17 protein-coding genes are annotated in these 19,645 nt (G+C 34.9%); 15 read left to right on the plus strand and 2 right to left on the minus strand.

What is annotated here, in order from left to right:
- Positions 1–83 precede the first annotated feature (83 nt).
- Entirely contained in the window at positions 84–587 is a 504-nt protein-coding gene (locus RCH13_RS02330; RefSeq protein WP_326985594.1) for a DUF4920 domain-containing protein, read from the plus strand.
- Between the two features lie 52 nt (positions 588–639).
- On the opposite strand, the gene RCH13_RS02335 is transcribed toward RCH13_RS02330, so the two are convergent.
- Positions 640–1,746, minus strand: coding sequence for a M14 family zinc carboxypeptidase (locus RCH13_RS02335; RefSeq protein ID WP_326985595.1), 1,107 nt, complete (start codon positions 1,744–1,746; stop codon positions 640–642).
- Between the two features lie 347 nt (positions 1,747–2,093).
- Here RCH13_RS02335 and RCH13_RS02340 point away from each other — a divergent pair, with 347 nt between their 5' ends.
- From RCH13_RS02340 to RCH13_RS02350, 3 genes are all read left to right on the plus strand, one after another.
- On the plus strand, positions 2,094–3,185 hold the full coding sequence (locus RCH13_RS02340; protein ID WP_326985596.1) for a TerC/Alx family metal homeostasis membrane protein: 1,092 nt from the start codon (positions 2,094–2,096) through the stop codon (positions 3,183–3,185).
- Positions 3,186–3,320: 135 nt separating this feature from the next.
- The gene (locus tag RCH13_RS02345; RefSeq protein WP_326985597.1) at positions 3,321–3,833 is read left to right on the plus strand and encodes a helix-turn-helix domain-containing protein; all 513 of its coding nucleotides are present in this window, start codon (positions 3,321–3,323) and stop codon (positions 3,831–3,833) included.
- A gap of 157 nt (positions 3,834–3,990) precedes the next feature.
- On the plus strand, positions 3,991–5,346 hold the full coding sequence (locus RCH13_RS02350) for an AAA family ATPase (protein ID WP_326985598.1): 1,356 nt from the start codon (positions 3,991–3,993) through the stop codon (positions 5,344–5,346).
- Positions 5,347–5,391: 45 nt separating this feature from the next.
- On the opposite strand, the gene RCH13_RS02355 is transcribed toward RCH13_RS02350, so the two are convergent.
- Entirely contained in the window at positions 5,392–5,868 is a 477-nt protein-coding gene (locus tag RCH13_RS02355) for a hypothetical protein (protein ID WP_326985599.1), read from the minus strand.
- A 116-nt stretch (positions 5,869–5,984) separates the two neighbouring features.
- Here RCH13_RS02355 and RCH13_RS02360 point away from each other — a divergent pair, with 116 nt between their 5' ends.
- The 11 genes from RCH13_RS02360 to recG all read left to right on the plus strand — a co-directional run bounded on the left by RCH13_RS02360 (position 5,985) and on the right by recG (position 19,516).
- On the plus strand, positions 5,985–8,111 hold the full coding sequence (locus tag RCH13_RS02360) for a S9 family peptidase (protein WP_326985600.1): 2,127 nt from the start codon (positions 5,985–5,987) through the stop codon (positions 8,109–8,111).
- Between the two features lie 319 nt (positions 8,112–8,430).
- The gene (locus RCH13_RS02365; protein ID WP_326985601.1) at positions 8,431–8,745 is read left to right on the plus strand and encodes a transposase; all 315 of its coding nucleotides are present in this window, start codon (positions 8,431–8,433) and stop codon (positions 8,743–8,745) included.
- Positions 8,745–9,641, plus strand: coding sequence for a DDE-type integrase/transposase/recombinase (locus RCH13_RS02370; RefSeq protein WP_326985602.1), 897 nt, complete (start codon positions 8,745–8,747; stop codon positions 9,639–9,641). The genes RCH13_RS02365 and RCH13_RS02370 overlap by 1 nt, the downstream gene beginning before the upstream one ends.
- 166 nt (positions 9,642–9,807) lie before the next feature.
- Positions 9,808–10,428, plus strand: coding sequence for a hypothetical protein (locus tag RCH13_RS02375; protein ID WP_326985603.1), 621 nt, complete (start codon positions 9,808–9,810; stop codon positions 10,426–10,428).
- Between the two features lie 108 nt (positions 10,429–10,536).
- Positions 10,537–11,019 carry a hypothetical protein gene (locus RCH13_RS02380; RefSeq protein ID WP_326985604.1) on the plus strand — a complete coding sequence of 161 codons (483 nt, stop codon included), beginning with the start codon at positions 10,537–10,539 and terminating at the stop codon, positions 11,017–11,019.
- Between the two features lie 54 nt (positions 11,020–11,073).
- Positions 11,074–11,652, plus strand: a complete 579-nt coding sequence (locus RCH13_RS02385; protein ID WP_326985605.1) for a LytR/AlgR family response regulator transcription factor — start codon at positions 11,074–11,076, stop codon at positions 11,650–11,652.
- 130 nt (positions 11,653–11,782) lie between these two features.
- On the plus strand, positions 11,783–13,447 hold the full coding sequence (locus RCH13_RS02390) for a peptide MFS transporter (RefSeq protein ID WP_326985606.1): 1,665 nt from the start codon (positions 11,783–11,785) through the stop codon (positions 13,445–13,447).
- Between the two features lie 142 nt (positions 13,448–13,589).
- A complete protein-coding gene (locus RCH13_RS02395; RefSeq protein ID WP_326985607.1) occupies positions 13,590–15,095 on the plus strand; it encodes a peptide MFS transporter in 1,506 nt (501 codons plus the stop codon).
- Positions 15,096–15,232: 137 nt separating this feature from the next.
- Positions 15,233–16,744, plus strand: coding sequence for a peptide MFS transporter (locus RCH13_RS02400; protein ID WP_326985608.1), 1,512 nt, complete (start codon positions 15,233–15,235; stop codon positions 16,742–16,744).
- A gap of 54 nt (positions 16,745–16,798) precedes the next feature.
- Positions 16,799–17,332 (plus strand): thioredoxin family protein, encoded by a 534-nt coding sequence (locus tag RCH13_RS02405; RefSeq protein ID WP_326985609.1) that lies wholly within the window; start codon positions 16,799–16,801, stop codon positions 17,330–17,332.
- A gap of 93 nt (positions 17,333–17,425) precedes the next feature.
- Entirely contained in the window at positions 17,426–19,516 is a 2,091-nt protein-coding gene (gene recG, locus RCH13_RS02410; RefSeq protein WP_326985610.1) for an ATP-dependent DNA helicase RecG, read from the plus strand.
- Positions 19,517–19,645: the final 129 nt, after the last annotated feature.

Genomic DNA, 19,645 nt, shown 5'->3' on the forward strand with positions numbered 1-19,645 from the left:
ACTTTTTATTAAGACTTCCGTAACTATAATTATCAAATTGAGAGAACTCAGAAAAAAAATAGTATTTTTGAAAAAATTTTGAAATGAAAAAAATAGCTCTCTTTATAATGATTTCTTTTTCAACAATCGCATTTGCACAAGAAGCGGAAAAGAAAATGGGTCCACCTGCAGGAAATGCCTTAGTGGGTGAAATGTATGGGGAAAAAGTTTCTGCAAGTTCAGAAAAGGTAGCAATGACGCCAAAAGCTTTGGATAAGAAATTAAAAAAAGCTAAAAAAGTAGAAAACGTTGCCGTAAAAGGGAAAGTGATTGATGTTTGCGATAAAAAGGGATGTTGGTTCACCGTAGAAACAGAAAACAAGGAAAAATTCTTTGTGAAAATGAAAGATTACGGATTTTTTGTTCCTACTGCACTAAAAGGAAAAAATATTGTTCTAGAAGGAAATGCAGAGACGAAAGTTATTTCTGTAGATGAGCAAAAACATTACGCAGAAGATGCAAAAAAATCTCAGGCAGAAATTGATTTAATCACAAAACCGCAAGAAGAAATAAGATTTGTAGCGAACGGAATTAAAGTGGTTCAATAATTTCCATTACAATCAAAAATAGAAAAGCGAAATCCTCGGATTTCGCTTTTTTTTATTCAATCTTAAAATTAACTTCTGCATCCAATTTCGGATATTTTCTTTCGCAGATAAATCTTTTCCCGGTGCAGTCAATTTCTTTCCATCCTTTTTTCTTTCCTACATCGCCTACTTCCACCACAATTGGAACAAAGGTGATTTCCTCTTCATTTCCCTTTACTTCCTCTGTATATTGAACTGCAACGTCTAAAATACATTCGTGGTCCGTGTTTAATTTCACATTTCGATAAATGATATCGTAGTGGCTTTCTTTATTCTCAGGAATTTCCAAATATTTTTCCCATCCCTTCGAACTGCCCTCTAAATTTGCTATCGCTTTTAATCCCTCATACAAAGCCAGCGTGTAAAATTTCCTTGTTTCATTTCTTTCGTAATCATCTGGAAAGTGACCTCCTTCATACAAAATAGTGGGAATTCCCATTTTTGTTAGGTTATCACCCGTAGAAGTAGGATAAAACTCATCTGAATATCTTCCAATTTGATTCGGAAGTGCTGACTCTAATTTTGAGTAAATGGCCGAAATCACGGCCATAGCTTTTTTTCTTGTCGGCGTAATTTCTCTATCGAAATTTTCGGCCGGAGCTAAAAAGGAGAGTGTTGCCGCATTCATTTCATCGGTCGTAAAAATGGTTCGCTGCTCATGAAGATTTAAAGCGTAATCATAGTTCTGCTCTTCTACCATATCCTTCAATAATCTAAATTCTTTACTAGACAATTTGAGGAAATCCCGATTCATGTCAATATCTAATGCATTTCTTCGCGTCCAAGCTGCTGAACCATCCGGATTAAGCATAAAAATAAATTCCAAAGTAATATGAGTAAAAAGGTCTGATTGAATACTTGGATTAATCCTGAATATTTCAAGCAAATCCAACATCGAATGAGTTGCATTCGACTCATTACCATGCATTTGCGACCATGCTAATATTTTTATTGAACCCGAACCTAGAGTCATTTTATAAATGGGTTGATCTAAAACGGAGGTTCCGATTTCTACAATTGAGTCCTTGTAATTCTGCTGGAGGTAATGAAAAAGTTTTTTCGGGGAAATATAGCGGTTAGGGAAATCGGGGTTTCTCTGGTACATTAAGTCTTCGGGCATATTCTTCAATTTTACAATTCTCAAATTTAATTTTTTTTTACTTCATTTTAAAATTAACTTTTGTAAATCTTTTAAACAAGGTCAAATGTCAGAATGTCTGTTGGTAAAATTGTGGATTGCATTACATTTATATTAAATTCATAAATGTTTTAAAGTCAGATTGTTAAAATGTTTATCTCAATATTATTTTTAAATTAACTTTAAGTGTTTTTTAGAGTAATTTTACCCATTTATGGGAAACTAAAATAAACATGTAAAATTTTTGATATATCAATTATTGACATTTGTAGACATTTGTAGACTTGATTAAAATGTTTTAATAAAGTATATTTGCAATTATTTTTTTTATGACAAGCGAAACAATTTTCCTCTTAAGTTTTCTAGCATTTATCCTTTTAATCTTAGCACTTGATCTAGGTCTTCTTAATAAAAAATCCTCGACTGTTTCTATGAAACAAGCCGGATTAATGAGCTTTTTTGTAGTTGCCCTTTCCATGGGTTTCTATTTTATACTACTCTCCTTCGGTCACCTACTCCACGGCATTGACAGTTTAGAAAAACTGCAAGAGGTTATTTCTTCGCATCATCATCCGGTGAAAATTATACCCAATGATCTTCCAAATAGTATTCAACTCTATAATCAAAACCTTGGTTTAGAATATCTCACAGGTTATGTAGTAGAATATGCCCTGTCTGTGGATAATATTTTTGTAATGGTATTGATTTTTGGGGCGTTCGGTGTGGCTCAAAAAAATTACCATCGCGTCCTTTTTTGGGGGATTTTAGGCGCCATTGTCATGAGGTTTATCTTTATCTTCTTAGGTGCTGCGCTTATAGAGAAGTTTGACTGGATTATGTATGTTTTCGGGGCTTTCCTGGTGTTTACAGGTTTAAAAATGTTCTTTGAGAAAGAAGGTGATGATAAGATTGATCCACAAAATCACCCAGTTGTCCGGTTTGCGAGTAAATTTTTAAAAGTTCACAATCACTTTGTAGGAAATAAATTTTTTGTAACCATTGACGGAGTGAGAAAAGTAACACCTCTCTTTCTGGTTCTTTTGATCATAGAGGCTACGGATTTAATCTTTGCTGTAGATAGTATTCCAGCTATTTTCTCGGTGACGAAAGATCCTTACATCGTCTTCTTTTCCAACATTTTTGCGATCATTGGTTTACGATCTATGTTCTTTTTACTTTCTGGAATTATTGATAAGTTCAGATTTCTTAAAATTGGACTTTCAGTACTTCTAACTTTCATCGGTTTGAAGATGTTATTGCATAGTTATTTGGAAGAATGGGGCTTTACAACTTCACATTCTTTAATCGCAATTGTTAGTATTTTAGGATTGAGTATTTTCTTCTCCCTTATCTTTCCCGTGAATACAAAGGATAGAAAACTGAAATATAATCCAGATGAGGACGATCATTCAAGACATTAATTAAAATTTGTAAATAAGATAAGATATTTAAAACCAATACATTACGTGTTGGTTTTACTTTTGTAAATATTAGAAGTTGTTAAATATTTACATTTGTATTTTAGTGATGTGAATTTTATATTTACATTTGTAACCATGAATCTCAATGATAGAATTACCAGCATCATCAAATATTCGGAACTTTCCTCTTCAGAATTTGCAGATGAGATAGAAGTTCAACGATCCAATATTTCACACATTACTTCTGGAAGAAATAAACCTTCCTTAGATTTTCTTATTAAGATAAAAGAGCGTTTCCCCGAGCTGCAATGGGATTGGTTAATTAATGGTGTGGGCGAAATGATTATATCTTCCGAACCTGAACCGATCACGGAAAAGGTTAAACCCACTTCCCTGCCTGATCTTTTTTCCTTGATTGACGATCAAAACTTTGGAATTACCGAGTCGGAGGATTCAGTTGCAAAACCTGATGCACCAGAAATCAAAATTCATGAACGAAGGATTGAAAAAGAAATTTCACGCGATTCTCAGCGATTAGAACAATATGAACCTTCAAAAAACTCACAAGTAATTGTAAATCAATCTTCTAAAGTGAAACGTATTGTTTTATTTTATGAAGATGGTAAATTCGAAAGTTTCGAGCAATAACTGAATCTTAGTGATCTTATTTTCTCTCTTGCTATTTTATTTTAATGATTTTATAATCACGTATTCTTCATTCTTTAAGATCAATATTTCAGTCGCTTTATTTTAGTTACATTTTTGGTCATGATTTTGCTCCTCTATTTTTTTTAAAATATCATTTATGAAATTAGCCGATCTTGCCAAAGAGCTTCAAATCTCCACAGAAAGTTTTATCAAATTTATTCAGGATTTCGATTTAGAACTATCGGAATGTATGGCGACCAATTTTGAAATTAAAGCCGATTTCGAAAAATTTGCACGGGAAAATGTGTCATTTTTGAAACGCTATGAAAAAGATTTGGGAGAGAAAAAATCGATCGAAGATATAGCAGATCATATCAACCAACCAACCGCAAAAGTCGCCGAAATAATCAAAAAAAATAAACCGGTAGTTTATGATAATGGCCTGTACAAATCATCTGTTTCAAGCTACGGCATTGATAATGAGTTAGGCGGAAACTATGAATTTGTTTACAACTACTTCGGAAATAAAACCAAGTTGGCAGAGCGCGATTTTATAGGATATCGGGATTTGTTTTTTCACGTTTCCAAAACTTTAGAACCTTTTGTGAACCAACTTCCGCTGCATGAATGGGGAATCCACAAACCTGCAGGTATCATTTTATATGGTCCACCTGGAAGCGGCAAAATCTTTTGGGCAAATAAAATTGCAGAAATAATTGGATATAATTTTAAAGAAGTTAAGAAATTTTATTTCGGAACATCCTTTGTGGATGGTATTAAGACTACGTTTAATGATTTTTTAATCAATATGATGCGGGATGAAAAAGTCTTGCTTTTCTTAGAAGATTTTGATGAAATTATGACGGCAAGAAGTGAAGAGAAATCTGTGCTCTCTGCCAATGAAGAAACGAAAGAGATTATTTTACATTACATTGGTCATTTTGAATCAGAAGAAATTTTAATGGTGGGCTCTGCAAATACAATTATGTCCATTGATAAAGAAATTTTGGCACCTGGGAGATTCGATGTCATGATTCCTATATTTCCCCCTAATTTAGTGGAGCGTTCTCAAATGATATTGCACTGCATGACAGAAAATCTTGCAAAAGATTCTCTTTTAATGAAAATTTTGATGAAAAATGATGCAGATCATTTGCCTTTTTGGAAGCCCATTTCTGCTAAAATGAAAACTTTCAGTAATACAATGCTCGTGGATTTTACGCAAAGTCTAAAAAAACGCATTAGAAATAGCTATTCAAAAGAGGGCAATATTGAAGTTAATATGGATGCGGCACTTTTAAATTCTGCTTATAAAGATGCTTCTACCAAATTAACAGATGAATATTTAGATCAAATAGCACAATTTTTAGTGGATGTTTCCAGAAATAATTCAGATGATTTCCCGAAAAGAATTGCGGAATTAAAAGCAGAACTTAACCATTATAAAATAGTAGAAAAGCCCCACAAATTAATTGGATTCACGCATCAAGAAAAAGAGGGAAACAAAAAGTAATCCACCTTTTCAGCTGGATTATATTATTGTGATATGTAATTTATATTAGTTCTCAGCTGGTAAAACCACTGCTATTTCATAAACATTTGCTTGTTTCAAATATTTTGATCTTTCTCGGGAAGTAACAGACTCGAACTCATTATTTTTTAAGACAATGATTGGATCTTCGGCTACTTCTATTTCAGCATTGGTAATGTATTTTTCTTCTGGACTTAATTTGTCCAAATCAGATTGTCTTTTTTGTAAATGATCTGCATACTCTCTAAAATCGGGGTCTGTGGAATGTATAAATCGATATTCTGGTCCAGCTTTCACCAAAAAATGCTTTTTGCTCCCCAATAGGTTGGCTTCCGAAGAAATTGCTGGATTATCATTTCCATCTGTAAAGGCTACTTCTGCCAATTTTCCATTATTACTTTGCGCATAGTTTTCTGCATCTTGGTAAGTTGCAAATCCTGTATAAATAATTTTATTTTCTAAAGTGTATTTGCTTAATTTTTCGTTTTGAGAACTGGTTTCCATAATTCAATTAATTTTGTTGCAAGGGTACTATCAATAATATTGCCAAGTGAGGACTAGACAATGTTTAGGAAATTTTCAGAATTTTGCTATCTTTGAAAGATTATCAAAATCTTACTATGAAAAAAATATTTTTGTCATTATCTATTGTAATTTCAGCCAGTTTCCTCGCGCAAGAAATTACTTTGGATAAAATTTATTCTGGATATTACAGAGGAAAAGGAATTACCGGAATTGCTTCTCTGAAAAATGGAGAAAATTATGCCGTCATAGAGCCTACCGGAATTTCTAAGTATTCTTACAAAACCTCTCAAAAAGATGGTGATATTGTCACTGGAAGATTTCAATCCTACATTTTTAATGATGATGAATCAAAAATACTGCTCTTAAAAGAGAGCGAGCCAATTTACAGACACTCTTTTTTAGGTAAATTTGAGGTGAAAGATTTTAAATCTGGTAAAATTATCAGCCTCAATAAAGGCAATTATGTTCAGGAACCTTCCTTTTCCCCAGACGGAAGCAAAGTTGCTTTCATTGCTGATAATAACATGTATTATCAAGATTTACAAACAGAGAAGATAACGCAAATAACCACTGATGGTAAGAAAAATCAAATCTTAAACGGATTAGCGGATTGGGTGTATGAAGAAGAATTTGGACATGCTCAATTGTATGAATGGACGAAAAATTCAGATGCCATTGTATTTGTGAAATCAAATGAAACAGCAGTTCCAGAAATGTTAATTCCTATTTATGGCAAGCAACTTTACCCTTCGGAAATGCGATTTAAATATCCAAAAGCAGGGGAGAAAAATTCTGAAGTTTCCGCTCAATTATTTCGCTTGGATTCAGGAAAAACGATGACTTTGAATCTGAGCAACTTCAAAAATTATTATATCCCAAATGTTTATAAAACAGCAAAAGCGGATGAGATTATTTTAATTACTTCCGAGCGAATTCAAAATGCTTCTGATGTTTTAAAAGTCAATACCAAAACCGGAAATATCACCAAACTTTTCACAGAATCAGACAAAAGATGGATTGATACCGATAATGTGACCTTAGAATTTTTAGATGACAATTCCTTTATTTGGGGTGCAGAACGAGATGGAAATCGCCATTTATATTGGTACGATCAAAACGGAAAACTGAAAAAGCAAATTACCAAAGGAAACTGGGAAGTAACTAATTATTATGGGTACAACCCGAAAACAAAAGAAGTTTTAGTTCAGACCACTGAGGGAGGAAGTACAAACCGTGTAATTTCTAAAGTCAATATAGAAAGTGGTAAAATGACCTTGCTCTCCGCCAAAACAGGCACGAACAGTGCTAACTTCAGCAAGAATTACAATTATTATATTGAAACCAGTTCATCTGCAGCTAAGCCAAATACTTTCGTTTTAAAAGATGGTTCTGGAAAAATGCTAAAAGAACTTCAGAATAATGAAGAACAATTGAAAAAATTACAAGCTGATCAAATGGTAACGAAGGAATTTTTTACAATTCCTAATGAAGCCGGCGACCAAATGAACGCTTGGATTATGAAGCCAAAAGATTTTGATCCCAATAAAAAATATCCGCTATTTATGTTTCAATATTCTGGACCTGGCTCTCAGCAAGTTGCAAATTCGTGGGATGGTGGAAACGCAATTTGGTTCAACCATTTGGTGCAAAAAGGATATATTGTTGCTTGTGTAGACGGTCGTGGAACTGGTTACAAAGGAACTGACTACAAAAAAGTGACCTACATGGATTTAGGAAAGTATGAAATTGATGATCAAATTGCCGCGGCAAAATGGTTCGGAAAACAATCCTACATCAATAAAGACAGAATTGGAATTTTCGGCTGGAGTTTCGGAGGTTATATGGCGAGTTTAGCCTTGACTAAAGGCGCAGACGTTTTTAAAACCGGAATTGCTGTAGCACCAGTAACCAATTGGAGATATTACGATACGGTGTATACGGAACGATTTATGAGAACTCCGCAAGAAAATCCAAAAGGTTATGATGACAATTCACCCACAACCTACGCTCAATTATTAAAGGGGAATTTTCTTTTAATTCATGGAACTGCAGATGATAACGTCCATTTTCAAAACTCAATGGAGTTTTCTGAAGCTTTAATTCAAAACAAAAAACAGTTTGAATTCATGGCTTATCCGGATAAAAATCACGGAATTTACGGCGGACAGACAAGACCTCAATTGTATCAGAAAATGACAGATTTTTTATTGAAAAATCTATAAATATTATTCATTACGGATTTAAACCACTCATTACTTGAGTGGTTTTTTTTTAATATTTCATCGGTTCTAAGGGTGAAAGATATCGGGACCGATAAACCGGAAATTTTTCAAAAAAAATTATGAAGAGCACTTTCAAAATAAGTTTTTAAACTTTAGTAAAAACTTTCTATTTCAATTTTCCTCTGATTCATTTGCGATTTTCTTGAACTCACTTCATCAAGCTTTCAAATACGATTACACTGAAATATCTTTACATCAGAAGGTAATAGCGTGATTAATTTCTGGACACATAAATTAGTAATAACTTTAAATTTGTGTCATGAGTTTACATCAGAAAAAATGGAAGCAAAACGAGAAAGAAGAGATTTTGCTTTATGTAAAAGAACATGGAGTTTCCAAAACTTCACGTGAGTTTAATATATCTACCGCCACCATTTATAATTGGAAAAATAAATATGATGAACTGGGTAGTGAAGGTTTAGGCAGTGGAGCGAAAACTGCTCTGGAACGCGAACTGGCTCAGTTGAAGCTTGAGAACAGCGAGTTGAAAAAGATGGTAGCAGAAAAAGAACTGGCTCTGCGTGTGAAGGATTCGCTATTAAAAAAAAACGCATCTCTAAAGAGGAAAGAATAATGGTTTTAGATGATTATTTAGAGCAAAAAATTCCTTTGAAACCGCTATTGAAAATACTGGAATTACCGCGCAGTTCTTACTACTACAAACCCACGGGAACAAAGGCAGGAAAGCGGAAGGCGAGTCATTTCTACAAAGATCAACAGTTGGTGCCAGAGCAAATTCTTATCGAAGATATGATCAATTTGCTCTCTGGAGAATTTGTAGATTATGGATATTATAAAACCTTTATTTATCTTAAAAAAGACTTGAAATACATGATAGGATCCAACAGAACCTACCGCAATATGAAAGAAAATAATCTACTCAAATTTCAGCGAAATAAACAGAAAAGGCTCAATCGAAATTGGGTAAAAGATCTGGTGCCAAAAGTGGAGCATCCTTTCACTTTTCTGGAGTTCGATATTAAATTTGCATACATCCAGGGAAGCAGATCCAACGTGATGATTCTTACGGTATTAGATGTTTTTAGCAGGTGGAATTTAGGGCAATATATCTCGCACAGCATCAGAAAGGAAGACGTTATTAATCTTTTTGAAAAGATAACTTCCCAATACCAAATGCCCGCGAGTTTCATCGTGCGAAATGACAATGGAAGCCAGTTTGTGGCGAATCAGGTTCAGCAGTATTTTGCTCAAAAAAACATTGTACAGGAATTTACAAAACCCTCTACACCCCAGCAAAATGCCCACATAGAAAGTTATCATTCAATAATGGAAAGTGCTGTTTGCCAAAGGTTTGAGTTTGAAAATAAAAAAGATTTCATTGCAACGATGGATCGTTTCAGAAATTTCTATAACTTTAGTCGCATTCATGGAGGACTAAACTATACTTCTCCAGCAAAATTCCTGGAAAAACATGGAATAGATATGTTAAAACAAGAACCCTTAAATTAAAATTCAATTAGAAAAAAGTGTCCGGATATTTGCGTTTAAGACAAGAATTACAAAACAAAATTAAAATATCCTGAAAATAACTATTAAGATGCCGTTAGGAATTGCTCTTTTCGGAATAATTGCAATGGTTTCACCCTTCTAAATTCCTTTCGTTTGGAGCAAAAAATTGAAAATTTTGACGAAAACCAATGTGAAAAGAATTAACATCATCGAAAAAGATGGAACGGTTCGGATGGTCATTTCTAACAAAGAATTGCAACATTCCGGAAGAATGAATGGAAAAGATTGGGAGAAACGCGAAAGACAAGCCGGAATGATTTTCTTCAATGATTTGGGCGATGAATGCGGTGGTTTAATTTACGAAACCAAGAAAAATGCGGATGGAAGTATAGAGAACGGAATGTGCATCACAATGGATCGGTACAGAGATGATCAAGTTCTCCAGATCTTAAATGATGAATCGATCAAAGGCGATAAAATCATGTCACAGCGTGGTTTTTTCGTCAACGATTATAAAAGTTTGGAGGGAATTGATGCTCGAAATAAAGCTTACGAAGACGCAGAAAAAATTACTGACGAAAAATTGCGAAAAGAAAAATTACATGAAATTTCTAAAAATCAAGGGAGCAATAATCTTTTCTTTTTAGGGAAAACAAAAGGAAATTCTCAAGGATTATTCATCGCCGACAAAAATGGACAACCGAAATTAATGGTTTACTTGGACGAAAAAAGAGATCCAAAAATCCAAACCTTTAATGAAAAAGGCGAAGTAAATGATTTTCTGTGACCGAAACTAAATAAAATATAAATTGGGTATGATCTTTCGGGAAAAATACCCATTTTTGATTTTCCAATGATGAGTACCAATAAAATAATCCTCAATTCTCTGCTTGTATTGCTTGTTATCCTAATTGTCAATACGGTTCAAACCTACATTTTGCACATTACGAAAAGATTTGGGGACATTGATTTCTCCAAAATCCCGACGCATATTTTCGGAATTATTTCCTGCATTATTTCTTTGGCAAGTACGATTATCGCTTGGAAAATTACCTCCAAAAAACACTTGAGAAAATTTTCGAGAATTGCTTCTGCTTTTGTTTTGTCAATTCTAATTTATGCAATTTTGCAAAGTATTTATTACACCGTTCAGCGTTTTCTTATTTATGATTTAGGCACCGATTTTAATATGTTGGTAGGGAATTTTGTTTTCACGACGGTGCTTTTTCATCTTTACATTAGCGGACTTTCTTTGGCTTATTTTTATTTTGAAGAAAATGCACAGACTAAAATAAATCTTCAGAATACCGAGAAAGAAAAGGAAATTCTTCAGTTCAAAATCTTACAAAAAAAATTTAGAGCCACATTTTCTTTTTAATAATTTGAGCGTACTTTCTGGCTTGGTGAAGAAAAATCCCGCAGAAGTCGAATTTTGGCGCATTTAAAAAGCAAAGAAAAAACCCAGGAATGGATTGAGAAAAATGGTCAGGTTGATTTAGTTTTCAGCGATATCGAACTTTTAGGTGGAAATGTTTTTTCCTTATTAAAAGAAAACATCATCACTTCTCCTATAATTTTTGCCACCGCTTACAATAATTTTCATCAGGATGCTTTTGAGGTGAACGGAATCGCTTATCTCTTAAAACCTATCAATTATGAGCGATTTTCTCAAGCGATGAAGAAATTTGAAACTTTAAAACCTGCTATTAAAAATCCAGATTGGAGCGTCATTTCCGAATTACTTCAGAAAAGGCCAAAGCAGTATAAAGAACGAATTGTTATCAGAAATTCCACAGAAATTCAAATTTTAAATATCGAGAAAACCGTTGCAGTCCTTTCTAATTCAGGGAAATTAATTGCGATAGACGATTTCGGGAAGGAACATGAATTTCGGTATAAACTTTCCGATTTAGCTGAAGAATTAGATCCTAAAATATTTTTCCAAATTAATCGCGGAGAAATCGTAAACATCAATTTTATCGAAAAGATCGAACCTTATTTTGGTGATTGACTTTCCCTCAAGCTGAAAAATTTAAAATCGAAACTCATAACAAGCGCTTCTTCCACCGCAGAATTTCGTAAATGGATAGAATGATTTTGGTATTCAATTAAAAATCCTATTTTTGAGAAAATTAAAATTTATGGAAAAATCGACCAGTAAGCATCCGAAAGGATTACCGTATCTATTTTTTACGGAAATGTGGGAGCGTTTCGGATATTATCTGATCTTAGGTATTTTTGTTTTATATCTTATTGAACCACAAGGAATTGGAGGAGGATTGGGTATTACCGATAAAAATGCCGACGATATTTTTGGAACTTACATCGCCTTAACTTATTTAACTCCATTTATTGGTGGATTTTTGGCTGATCGTGTTTTAGGATACATCAAGTCCATATATTTAGGTGGAATTTTAATGGCTGCTGGTTATATTGGAATGGGACTTTTTAAAGACATGACGATGTTCTATAGTTCTTTAGGATTAATAATTATTGGTAATGGCTTCTTTAAACCTACCATTTCAACGCTTTTAGGAAACCTTTACAGCGAAGATCCATATAAAGAAAACAAAGATTCTGGTTACAATATTTTCTATATGGGAATTAATATTGGAGCTTTTATCTGCAACATTATCGCCGCATTTATGCGAAATAAATTCGGTTGGGGTGAAGCTTTTATCACCGCTGGAGTTGGAATGTTGCTTGGTTTAGTAATCTTCACCATCGGGCTGAAACATTACAGACATGCCGCTATTATGAAAGAAAGTCAGGAAGGAGACACGAAACTTTCGGAGATCTTATTAAAGGTTTTTGTTCCTGCCATTATTGCCGGGGTAATCGGTTGGTTTATTCCGGGAAATTTAATTGGAAGTGATTCTACAGACGCTTTCATCTTCGCCACAATTCCTGTTATTTATTTCTATGTTTCGCTCTATTTCAAGGCGAAACCAGAGGAAAAACCGTCCATCGGAGCTTTGCTTTCGATCTTTCTAATTTCAATGTTTTTCTGGGCAGTTTTCAAGCAAAATGGAACTGCGTTAACCAGGTGGGCAAATTACTATACGGACCGAAGTGTGTCTCCAGCTTTAGAAAAACCTTTGGAATCCATTTACATGGTAGAAGGATTATCTTATGAAAATAAGGAAGTCGCTGTCTTTGATGATCAATTTAGAGCCACGAAAGATGATAATAAAGAAACCATCAAAACGCAAGGTAAAGATGTTTATTTCAAGAATATTACGCCAGAAAATAGGACAAAATTAGAGTCGGGTACAGAGAGCGAATTGTTTCTCTACAATACAGAACTCTTTCAATCCATTAATCCGTTTTGGGTTATTGTACTCACACCAATTATCGTGGGAATTTGGATGTTGCTAAGGCGCAGGAAGAAAGAGCCTAATACTCCATCAAAAATTATAATTGGACTTTTTATCTCTGCAATTTCCTGTTTAGTCATGGTTTTAGCGGTTCAGGCGGGACAAAACGGTGCCATCAAAGTTTCACCGTGGTGGTTGGTTGCCAGTTATGGCGTCATAACAATTGGGGAACTTTGTCTCTCCCCAATGGGACTTTCCTTCGTCTCGAAACTTTCCCCAGTGCGAATTACGGCATTAATGATGGGTGGATTTTTCCTTGCCAATTCGGTGGGCAATAAATTATCTGGAATTCTTGCGAGCACTTGGTACGACTATGAAAATAAGACTAATTATTTCTTAGTCAATTTTGGATTACTCATTTTTGCAACTGTTCTTGGGCTATCCATGTTGAAAAGACTTAACCGAATTATGAAAGAAAAAGGACATTAACTAAATTCCTTTAAATCATAGTAAATAGAAACCGCAGTATTATTCTGCGGTTTTTTTCTTTTATAATTATAAATTGTCTTTGTAAAAACGCAAAAAAAACTATATTTGCTAATCTTAACAAATAATTAACACCTAAAAATTTATGGACACACCAGTGCAGAAAGGCCATCCAAGAGGACTCTATCTCTTATTTATGACCGAAATGTGGGAACGTTTCTCGTATTACGGAATGCGTGCGATCTTCGTATTGTACATGACCAAAATGCTCTTAATGGGAGATGCAGAAGCTTCTGAAATATACGGAAGTTATACTGGTCTTGTTTATCTAACACCTCTTTTGGGAGGTTATTTATCAGACAGATTCTTAGGAAATAGGCGGAGTATTGAAATCGGAGGAGTTTTAATGGCAATTGGTCAGTTCTTCATGTTCTTTTCAGCTTCCACGTCTGGAACAAATGCCATCACATTAATGTGGGTAGGTCTTACCATGTTGATCATTGGTAATGGTTTCTTTAAACCAAATATATCTACCATGGTTGGTCAATTGTATCCAAAAGGCGACCGAAGAGTAGATTCAGCTTTCACTATTTTTTACATGGGAATTAACTTAGGAGCCTTTTTCGCACCACTAATTGCAGGAACGTTAGCAGAAAAAGTTGATTTTAAATGGGGCTTTTTAGCGGCTGGAATTGGTATGATCATCGGTTTAATCACCTTCATGGTTCAAAAAAATAAACTATTGGTTGATGAAAATAATGAACCAATCGGACTGCCTACCAATAAATTTGGAATCGCCCAGTTTGCAATGGTTGTAGGTGCAATTGGGATGATTTTCTTTTTCATGAACTTTAAAACTATGTTTAAAAGTGATTTAGATATCATCGGTTATTTAATTTATGGAGCTATGATTTTAATGCCGTTGCTGGTTTTAACAGATAAAGGCTTATCCAAAGAAGAACGAGACCGTATTATGGTCATCTTCATTCTAGCCTTCTTTGTGATCTTCTTCTGGGGAGCCTTTGAGCAAGCCGGAGCATCGCTAACAATCTTTGCGGATAGACAAACTGATCGAACCATATTCGGGTGGGAAATGCCGGCAAGTTATTTCCAATCGGTAAATCCATTGGCCATTATTTTATTAGCGCCTTTATTCTCTTCCCTTTGGTTAAACTTAGGAAACAGAGGCAAAGAACCATCTTCGCCGAAGAAAATGGCAATTGGTTTGGCTTTAGTAGCTTTAGGTTATGTAGTAATCGCTTTTGCAGTTTATGGATTAGGAGCTTTGGATAAAGTTTCCATGTTCTGGTTAATCGCACTTTATGTAATTCACACAATGGGAGAACTTTGCTTGTCTCCAATTGGACTTTCAATGGTTTCAAAATTATCACCACTTCGTTTTTCATCTTTATTGATGGGAACTTGGTTCTTGGCAAATGCTGCTGCGAATAAATTTGCAGGAACATTATCTGCTCTGATTCCAGGAAGCGGAGAAGACGGTCAAGGAGCTAAAACAACAAGTTTCCTTGGATTCCAAATTACAGATCTCTTTGATTTCTTCTTAGTATTTATCGTAATGTGTGGTATTGCAGCTGTTATTTTGTTTGCAATGAGCCGTTGGTTAGAAAAGAAAATGCACGGAGTAAACTAATTTCAAAAATTAAAATAAAGAGGAAACCACCGATTATTCGGTGGTTTTTTCTATTTTCGTTGGGGCAATGGGAAAATAACATTTATTATTTTAAATTTTACCACTGCAAATTTCTATTACACTTAAATTCTTCCAATATGAGTCTTACCCTCGATCAAATACAAAATTTTAAGGGGAAATATCCAAAACAAATTTGGTCCCTTTTCTTTTCAGAAATGTGGGAGCGTTTTTGTTTTTACGGAATGCGCGGAATGTTGGTTTTCTTCATGATTTCTCAACTGCAACTGGATGAAAAAGAGGCGAATTTACAATATGGAGCTACGCAAGCTTTTGTGTACGCCTTTACCTTTGTCGGAGGTTTGTTTGCCGATAAAATATTAGGATTCAGAAAATCTCTTTTTTGGGGTGGAATTTTGATGATTGTTGGGAGCTTAATCTTGGCTGCTAATCCTCATGATTTCTTCTTTTTAGGAATTGCTTTTACGGTGGTAGGTACAGGTTTCTTTAAACCCAATATTTCTACCATGGTCGGCAAACTTTATAAGTCAGATGACAATCGTACAGATGCTGGTTTTTCCCTCTTTTATGCGGGAATTAATCTCGGTGCATTATTAGGCGGATATCTTTGTATAGCCATTGGGAAAGGCGAATTATTATCAAATCTGATTCCCGAAAGTCTCCGTTGGAATGTTGCTTTTGGCTTAGCCGCAGTGGTGATGGTGATCAGTTTAATTAATTTTGTTTTTACGCAAAGATCATTAGGTCCCATTGGTTTACCACCACAGAAAACATTAGCAGACGGAAGCTTGGTTGACTTAGAAAAATGGAAAGAATATGGCGTTTATATACTTTCCCTAATTTTTGTCCCAATGATTATGGTAATGGTCGCGAAAACAGAATACACGGATTATTTCATGTACACCGTCGGACCTTTAACCTTGATTTATCTCTTTTATGAAATGTCTAAAGTGAACAAAATAGAAAGAAGTAAACTCTACGCAGCCCTTATTTTTATTGTATTTTCCATTATATTTTGGGGTATTTATGAACAAAGCGGCGGTTCCCTCAGTATTTTTGCTGCCCATAATTTAAATAATGACTTGCTTGGTTTAGATCCAAATGGCGTTAATAATTCTGGCGGTGCATTCTTCGTTCTACTGGTTGCAGTTCCTATTGGACTGCTTTGGATTTGGTTAAGTAAAAAGAAACTGGAACCGAATACGATTATCAAATTCGGTTTAGGTTTTATTTTTTTAGGATTAGGATTTTATGCGATTTTCGCCACGAAGTTTTTTGCAAATGCTGCAGGTGTTACGTCTTTAAGTTTATTTACCATCGCACTTTTAATCATTACGCTTGGTGAAATGTGTCTCTCTCCTATTGGATTGTCCATCATGACGAAACTTTCGACTCAGAAATTACAGGGAATGATGATGGGAATGTGGTTTCTCGCTTCAGCTTATGGACAATATGTAGCAGGATTAATAGGCGCAAATATGGCAACGGCAAGAGAAAATTCCTCAAACCTAGAAAAATTAGAAGCCTACACTTCTGGGTACAAAGATCTAGGACTTTACGCCGTGATTGCAGGTTTAATATTAATCGCCATTTCACCTTTGGTCAAGAAATTGATGCAAGGCGTGAAATAACCTGCGCGAATATGCTTGCGTTTAACAAATCGTCTGAAAAGATATCTATACTTCATGAACAAATTATTAATACTGCTTTCTTTCTTTGTATTTTCTTCTGTTTTTTCCCAAACAAATTGGATGACTATGGAAGAAGCAATGAACGCTCAAAAAACACAGCCCAAAAAAATACTCATAGACTTTTACGCGGACTGGTGTGGACCTTGCAAAATCATGGAGAAAAAAACCTACAACCACCCAGAAATTTCCAAGTCCATCAATGATAATTATTACGCCGTGAAATTTAATGCGGAAAATTCTGAAACAATTTCTATTTTCGGGCGTACTTTCTCTAATCCTGATTTTGTTTCAGGAAAAAAGAAGAATGCAATGCATGAGTTTACCAAATACATGAACGTCAACGCTGTTCCAGCTATCGTATTTCTAGATCTAAACAATCAACCTATTACCATGTTGCAAGGCGCTCTCACTGCAAAAGAATTAGAACCTTATTTAACTTTACTTTCTCAAGAAGAATACAAGCTAATTGACACCAAGGAAAAGTGGGAAATCTATCAAAAAAAATACAGATCAAAAATAAAAAACTAGCACCTTTTTATTTCAAATAGAAAGACTTTCAAAACGATTATTTGGAAGTCTTTTTTATTTTACCGACATTCGCTCTTAAACGAAATTTCACCCTTGACCTTAGATACTTCCATAGAATTTTTAAAAGGAATTGGTCCAGAACGCGCTAAATTTATACGCAGTGTTTTGGGACTGAACACCGTGGAAGATTTCCTAACCTTCTACCCTTTACGCTACATTGATAAAAGTAAAATCCATGCTATTGGCGATTTAAGGGAGGATCAAGAAGCTGAAATTCAATTAAAAGGAAAAATATCGGATGTTCAGGAAATTGGTTATGGCGCTGGTCAAAAAAGATTAACTGCCAAGTTTCGGGATGATTCTGGAACCTTGGATTTGGTTTGGTTCCGCTACAGCAAGTGGATGAAAGAACAATTGCCCCTCAATAGGGAAATTTTTATTTTTGGGAAAATCAATGCTTTCAATGGAATACTATCCATGGCGCATCCAGAAATAGAAATCGATGAAAGGAAAGCCCTGTCTGGCTCCCTTTCGCCCATTTATCCAGGTAGCGAAAAATTATCAAAGCGAGGATTAAATAACAAGTTTTTTCAAACAGTTTTAATGGAGATTACTAAAAATCTACCTTCTTTGATGGAAGAAAATCTCCCCCACTCTTTGACTAAGAAATTGAAACTCATCAACAGAATTCATGCATTTTATCATATTCATTTTCCCAAAGATTTCGGCCATTACGAGCATGCCAACCGCCGCATAAAATTTGAAGAAGCGTACTTTTTTCAACTAGGATATGCTTTGAAAAAGCAGCACCACAAATCTTCTGTTCTCGGAAATCCTTTTCAGAAAATTGGAGACGATTTTAAAAACTTTTATAATAACTGCATTCCTTTCGAATTAACCAATGCTCAAAAAAGAGTATTAAAGGAAATTCGTACAGATATGAAAAAGCCGATTCAGATGAACCGCCTCTTGCAGGGCGATGTAGGTTCCGGAAAAACAATGGTTGCGCTTTTAGCCATGTTAATTGCGAAAGACAATGGTTTTCAAAGTTGCATTATGGCACCCACAGAAATTCTGGCGCAACAGCATTTTGCCGGTATTTCAGAATTGCTTGAAAATACAAACGTTACCGTAAAATTATTGACTGGGTCTACGAAAACAGCCAATCGTAAAACTATTCACGAGGAACTTTTAAGTGGTGAACTTTCTATATTAATTGGAACACACGCGGTATTAGAAGACATCGTCCAATTTAAAAATCTTGGCTTGGCAATTATAGACGAGCAACATCGATTTGGTGTAGCTCAACGCGCAAAATTATGGGCGAAAAATAGAATTCCACCTCATATTTTAGTCATGACGGCAACACCGATTCCGCGAACTTTGGCCATGAGTTTTTATAGTGATTTAGATGTTTCAGTTATTGATGAATTGCCTATTGGCAGAAAACCTATTATTACTGCTCATCGCAGAGAAAAGGACCGTTTGAGCGTTTTCCGCTTTGCTAAAGATGAGATAGAAAAAGGGCGACAGATCTATTTCGTTTATCCTTTAATTGAAGAATCGGAGACTTTAGATTACAAAAATCTCATGGAGAATTTTGTTCATATTACACAATTCTTCGACGATAAAACGCCAATCATGCTTCACGGTCGCATGAAACCTGATGAAAAAGGAGCTGCCATGAAATTTTTCGCCTCGGGTAAAGCAGAAATAATGGTTGCAACTACAGTGATAGAAGTGGGCGTGAATGTGCCCAATGCCTCGGTGATGATTATTGAAAGTGCGGAACGGTTCGGACTCTCTCAACTTCATCAACTTCGTGGTAGAGTTGGTCGTGGCGGGGAACAGAGCTATTGCATCTTAATGAGTTCCGACAAACTATCAAAAGAAAGCCGAACCCGTTTGAAAACAATGACAAAAACCAATGATGGCTTCAAAATTTCTGAAGTTGATATGGAACTTCGTGGTCCAGGTGATATTTTGGGTACACAGCAAAGTGGTGTCATCGATTTTAAAAAATTGAGTTTAGTTACGGATGGCGATATTTTAAAAGTTGCGAAAAAAGCCGTTGAATTTCTCCTCAAACAAGATCCCAAGTTAGAAGCTCCAGAAAATCTAGCGTTGAGAACGTATTATGTGAAGCAATACAAAGGGAAAAATAAGTGGAGCCGAATTTCTTAGCGTATTAAATCTGGTTGCAATTACCTAATTCTCTTGCTAAAAAACACTCGTTTTGAACTCAATTTCATTAAATGTTTTCATCTTTTTAACGCATTTTAGTCATGGAATCCATTCAATAAATTCATCTAC

Source organism: Chryseobacterium sp. MP_3.2 (assembly GCF_035984805.1).
Lineage (GTDB): Bacteria > Bacteroidota > Bacteroidia > Flavobacteriales > Weeksellaceae > Kaistella.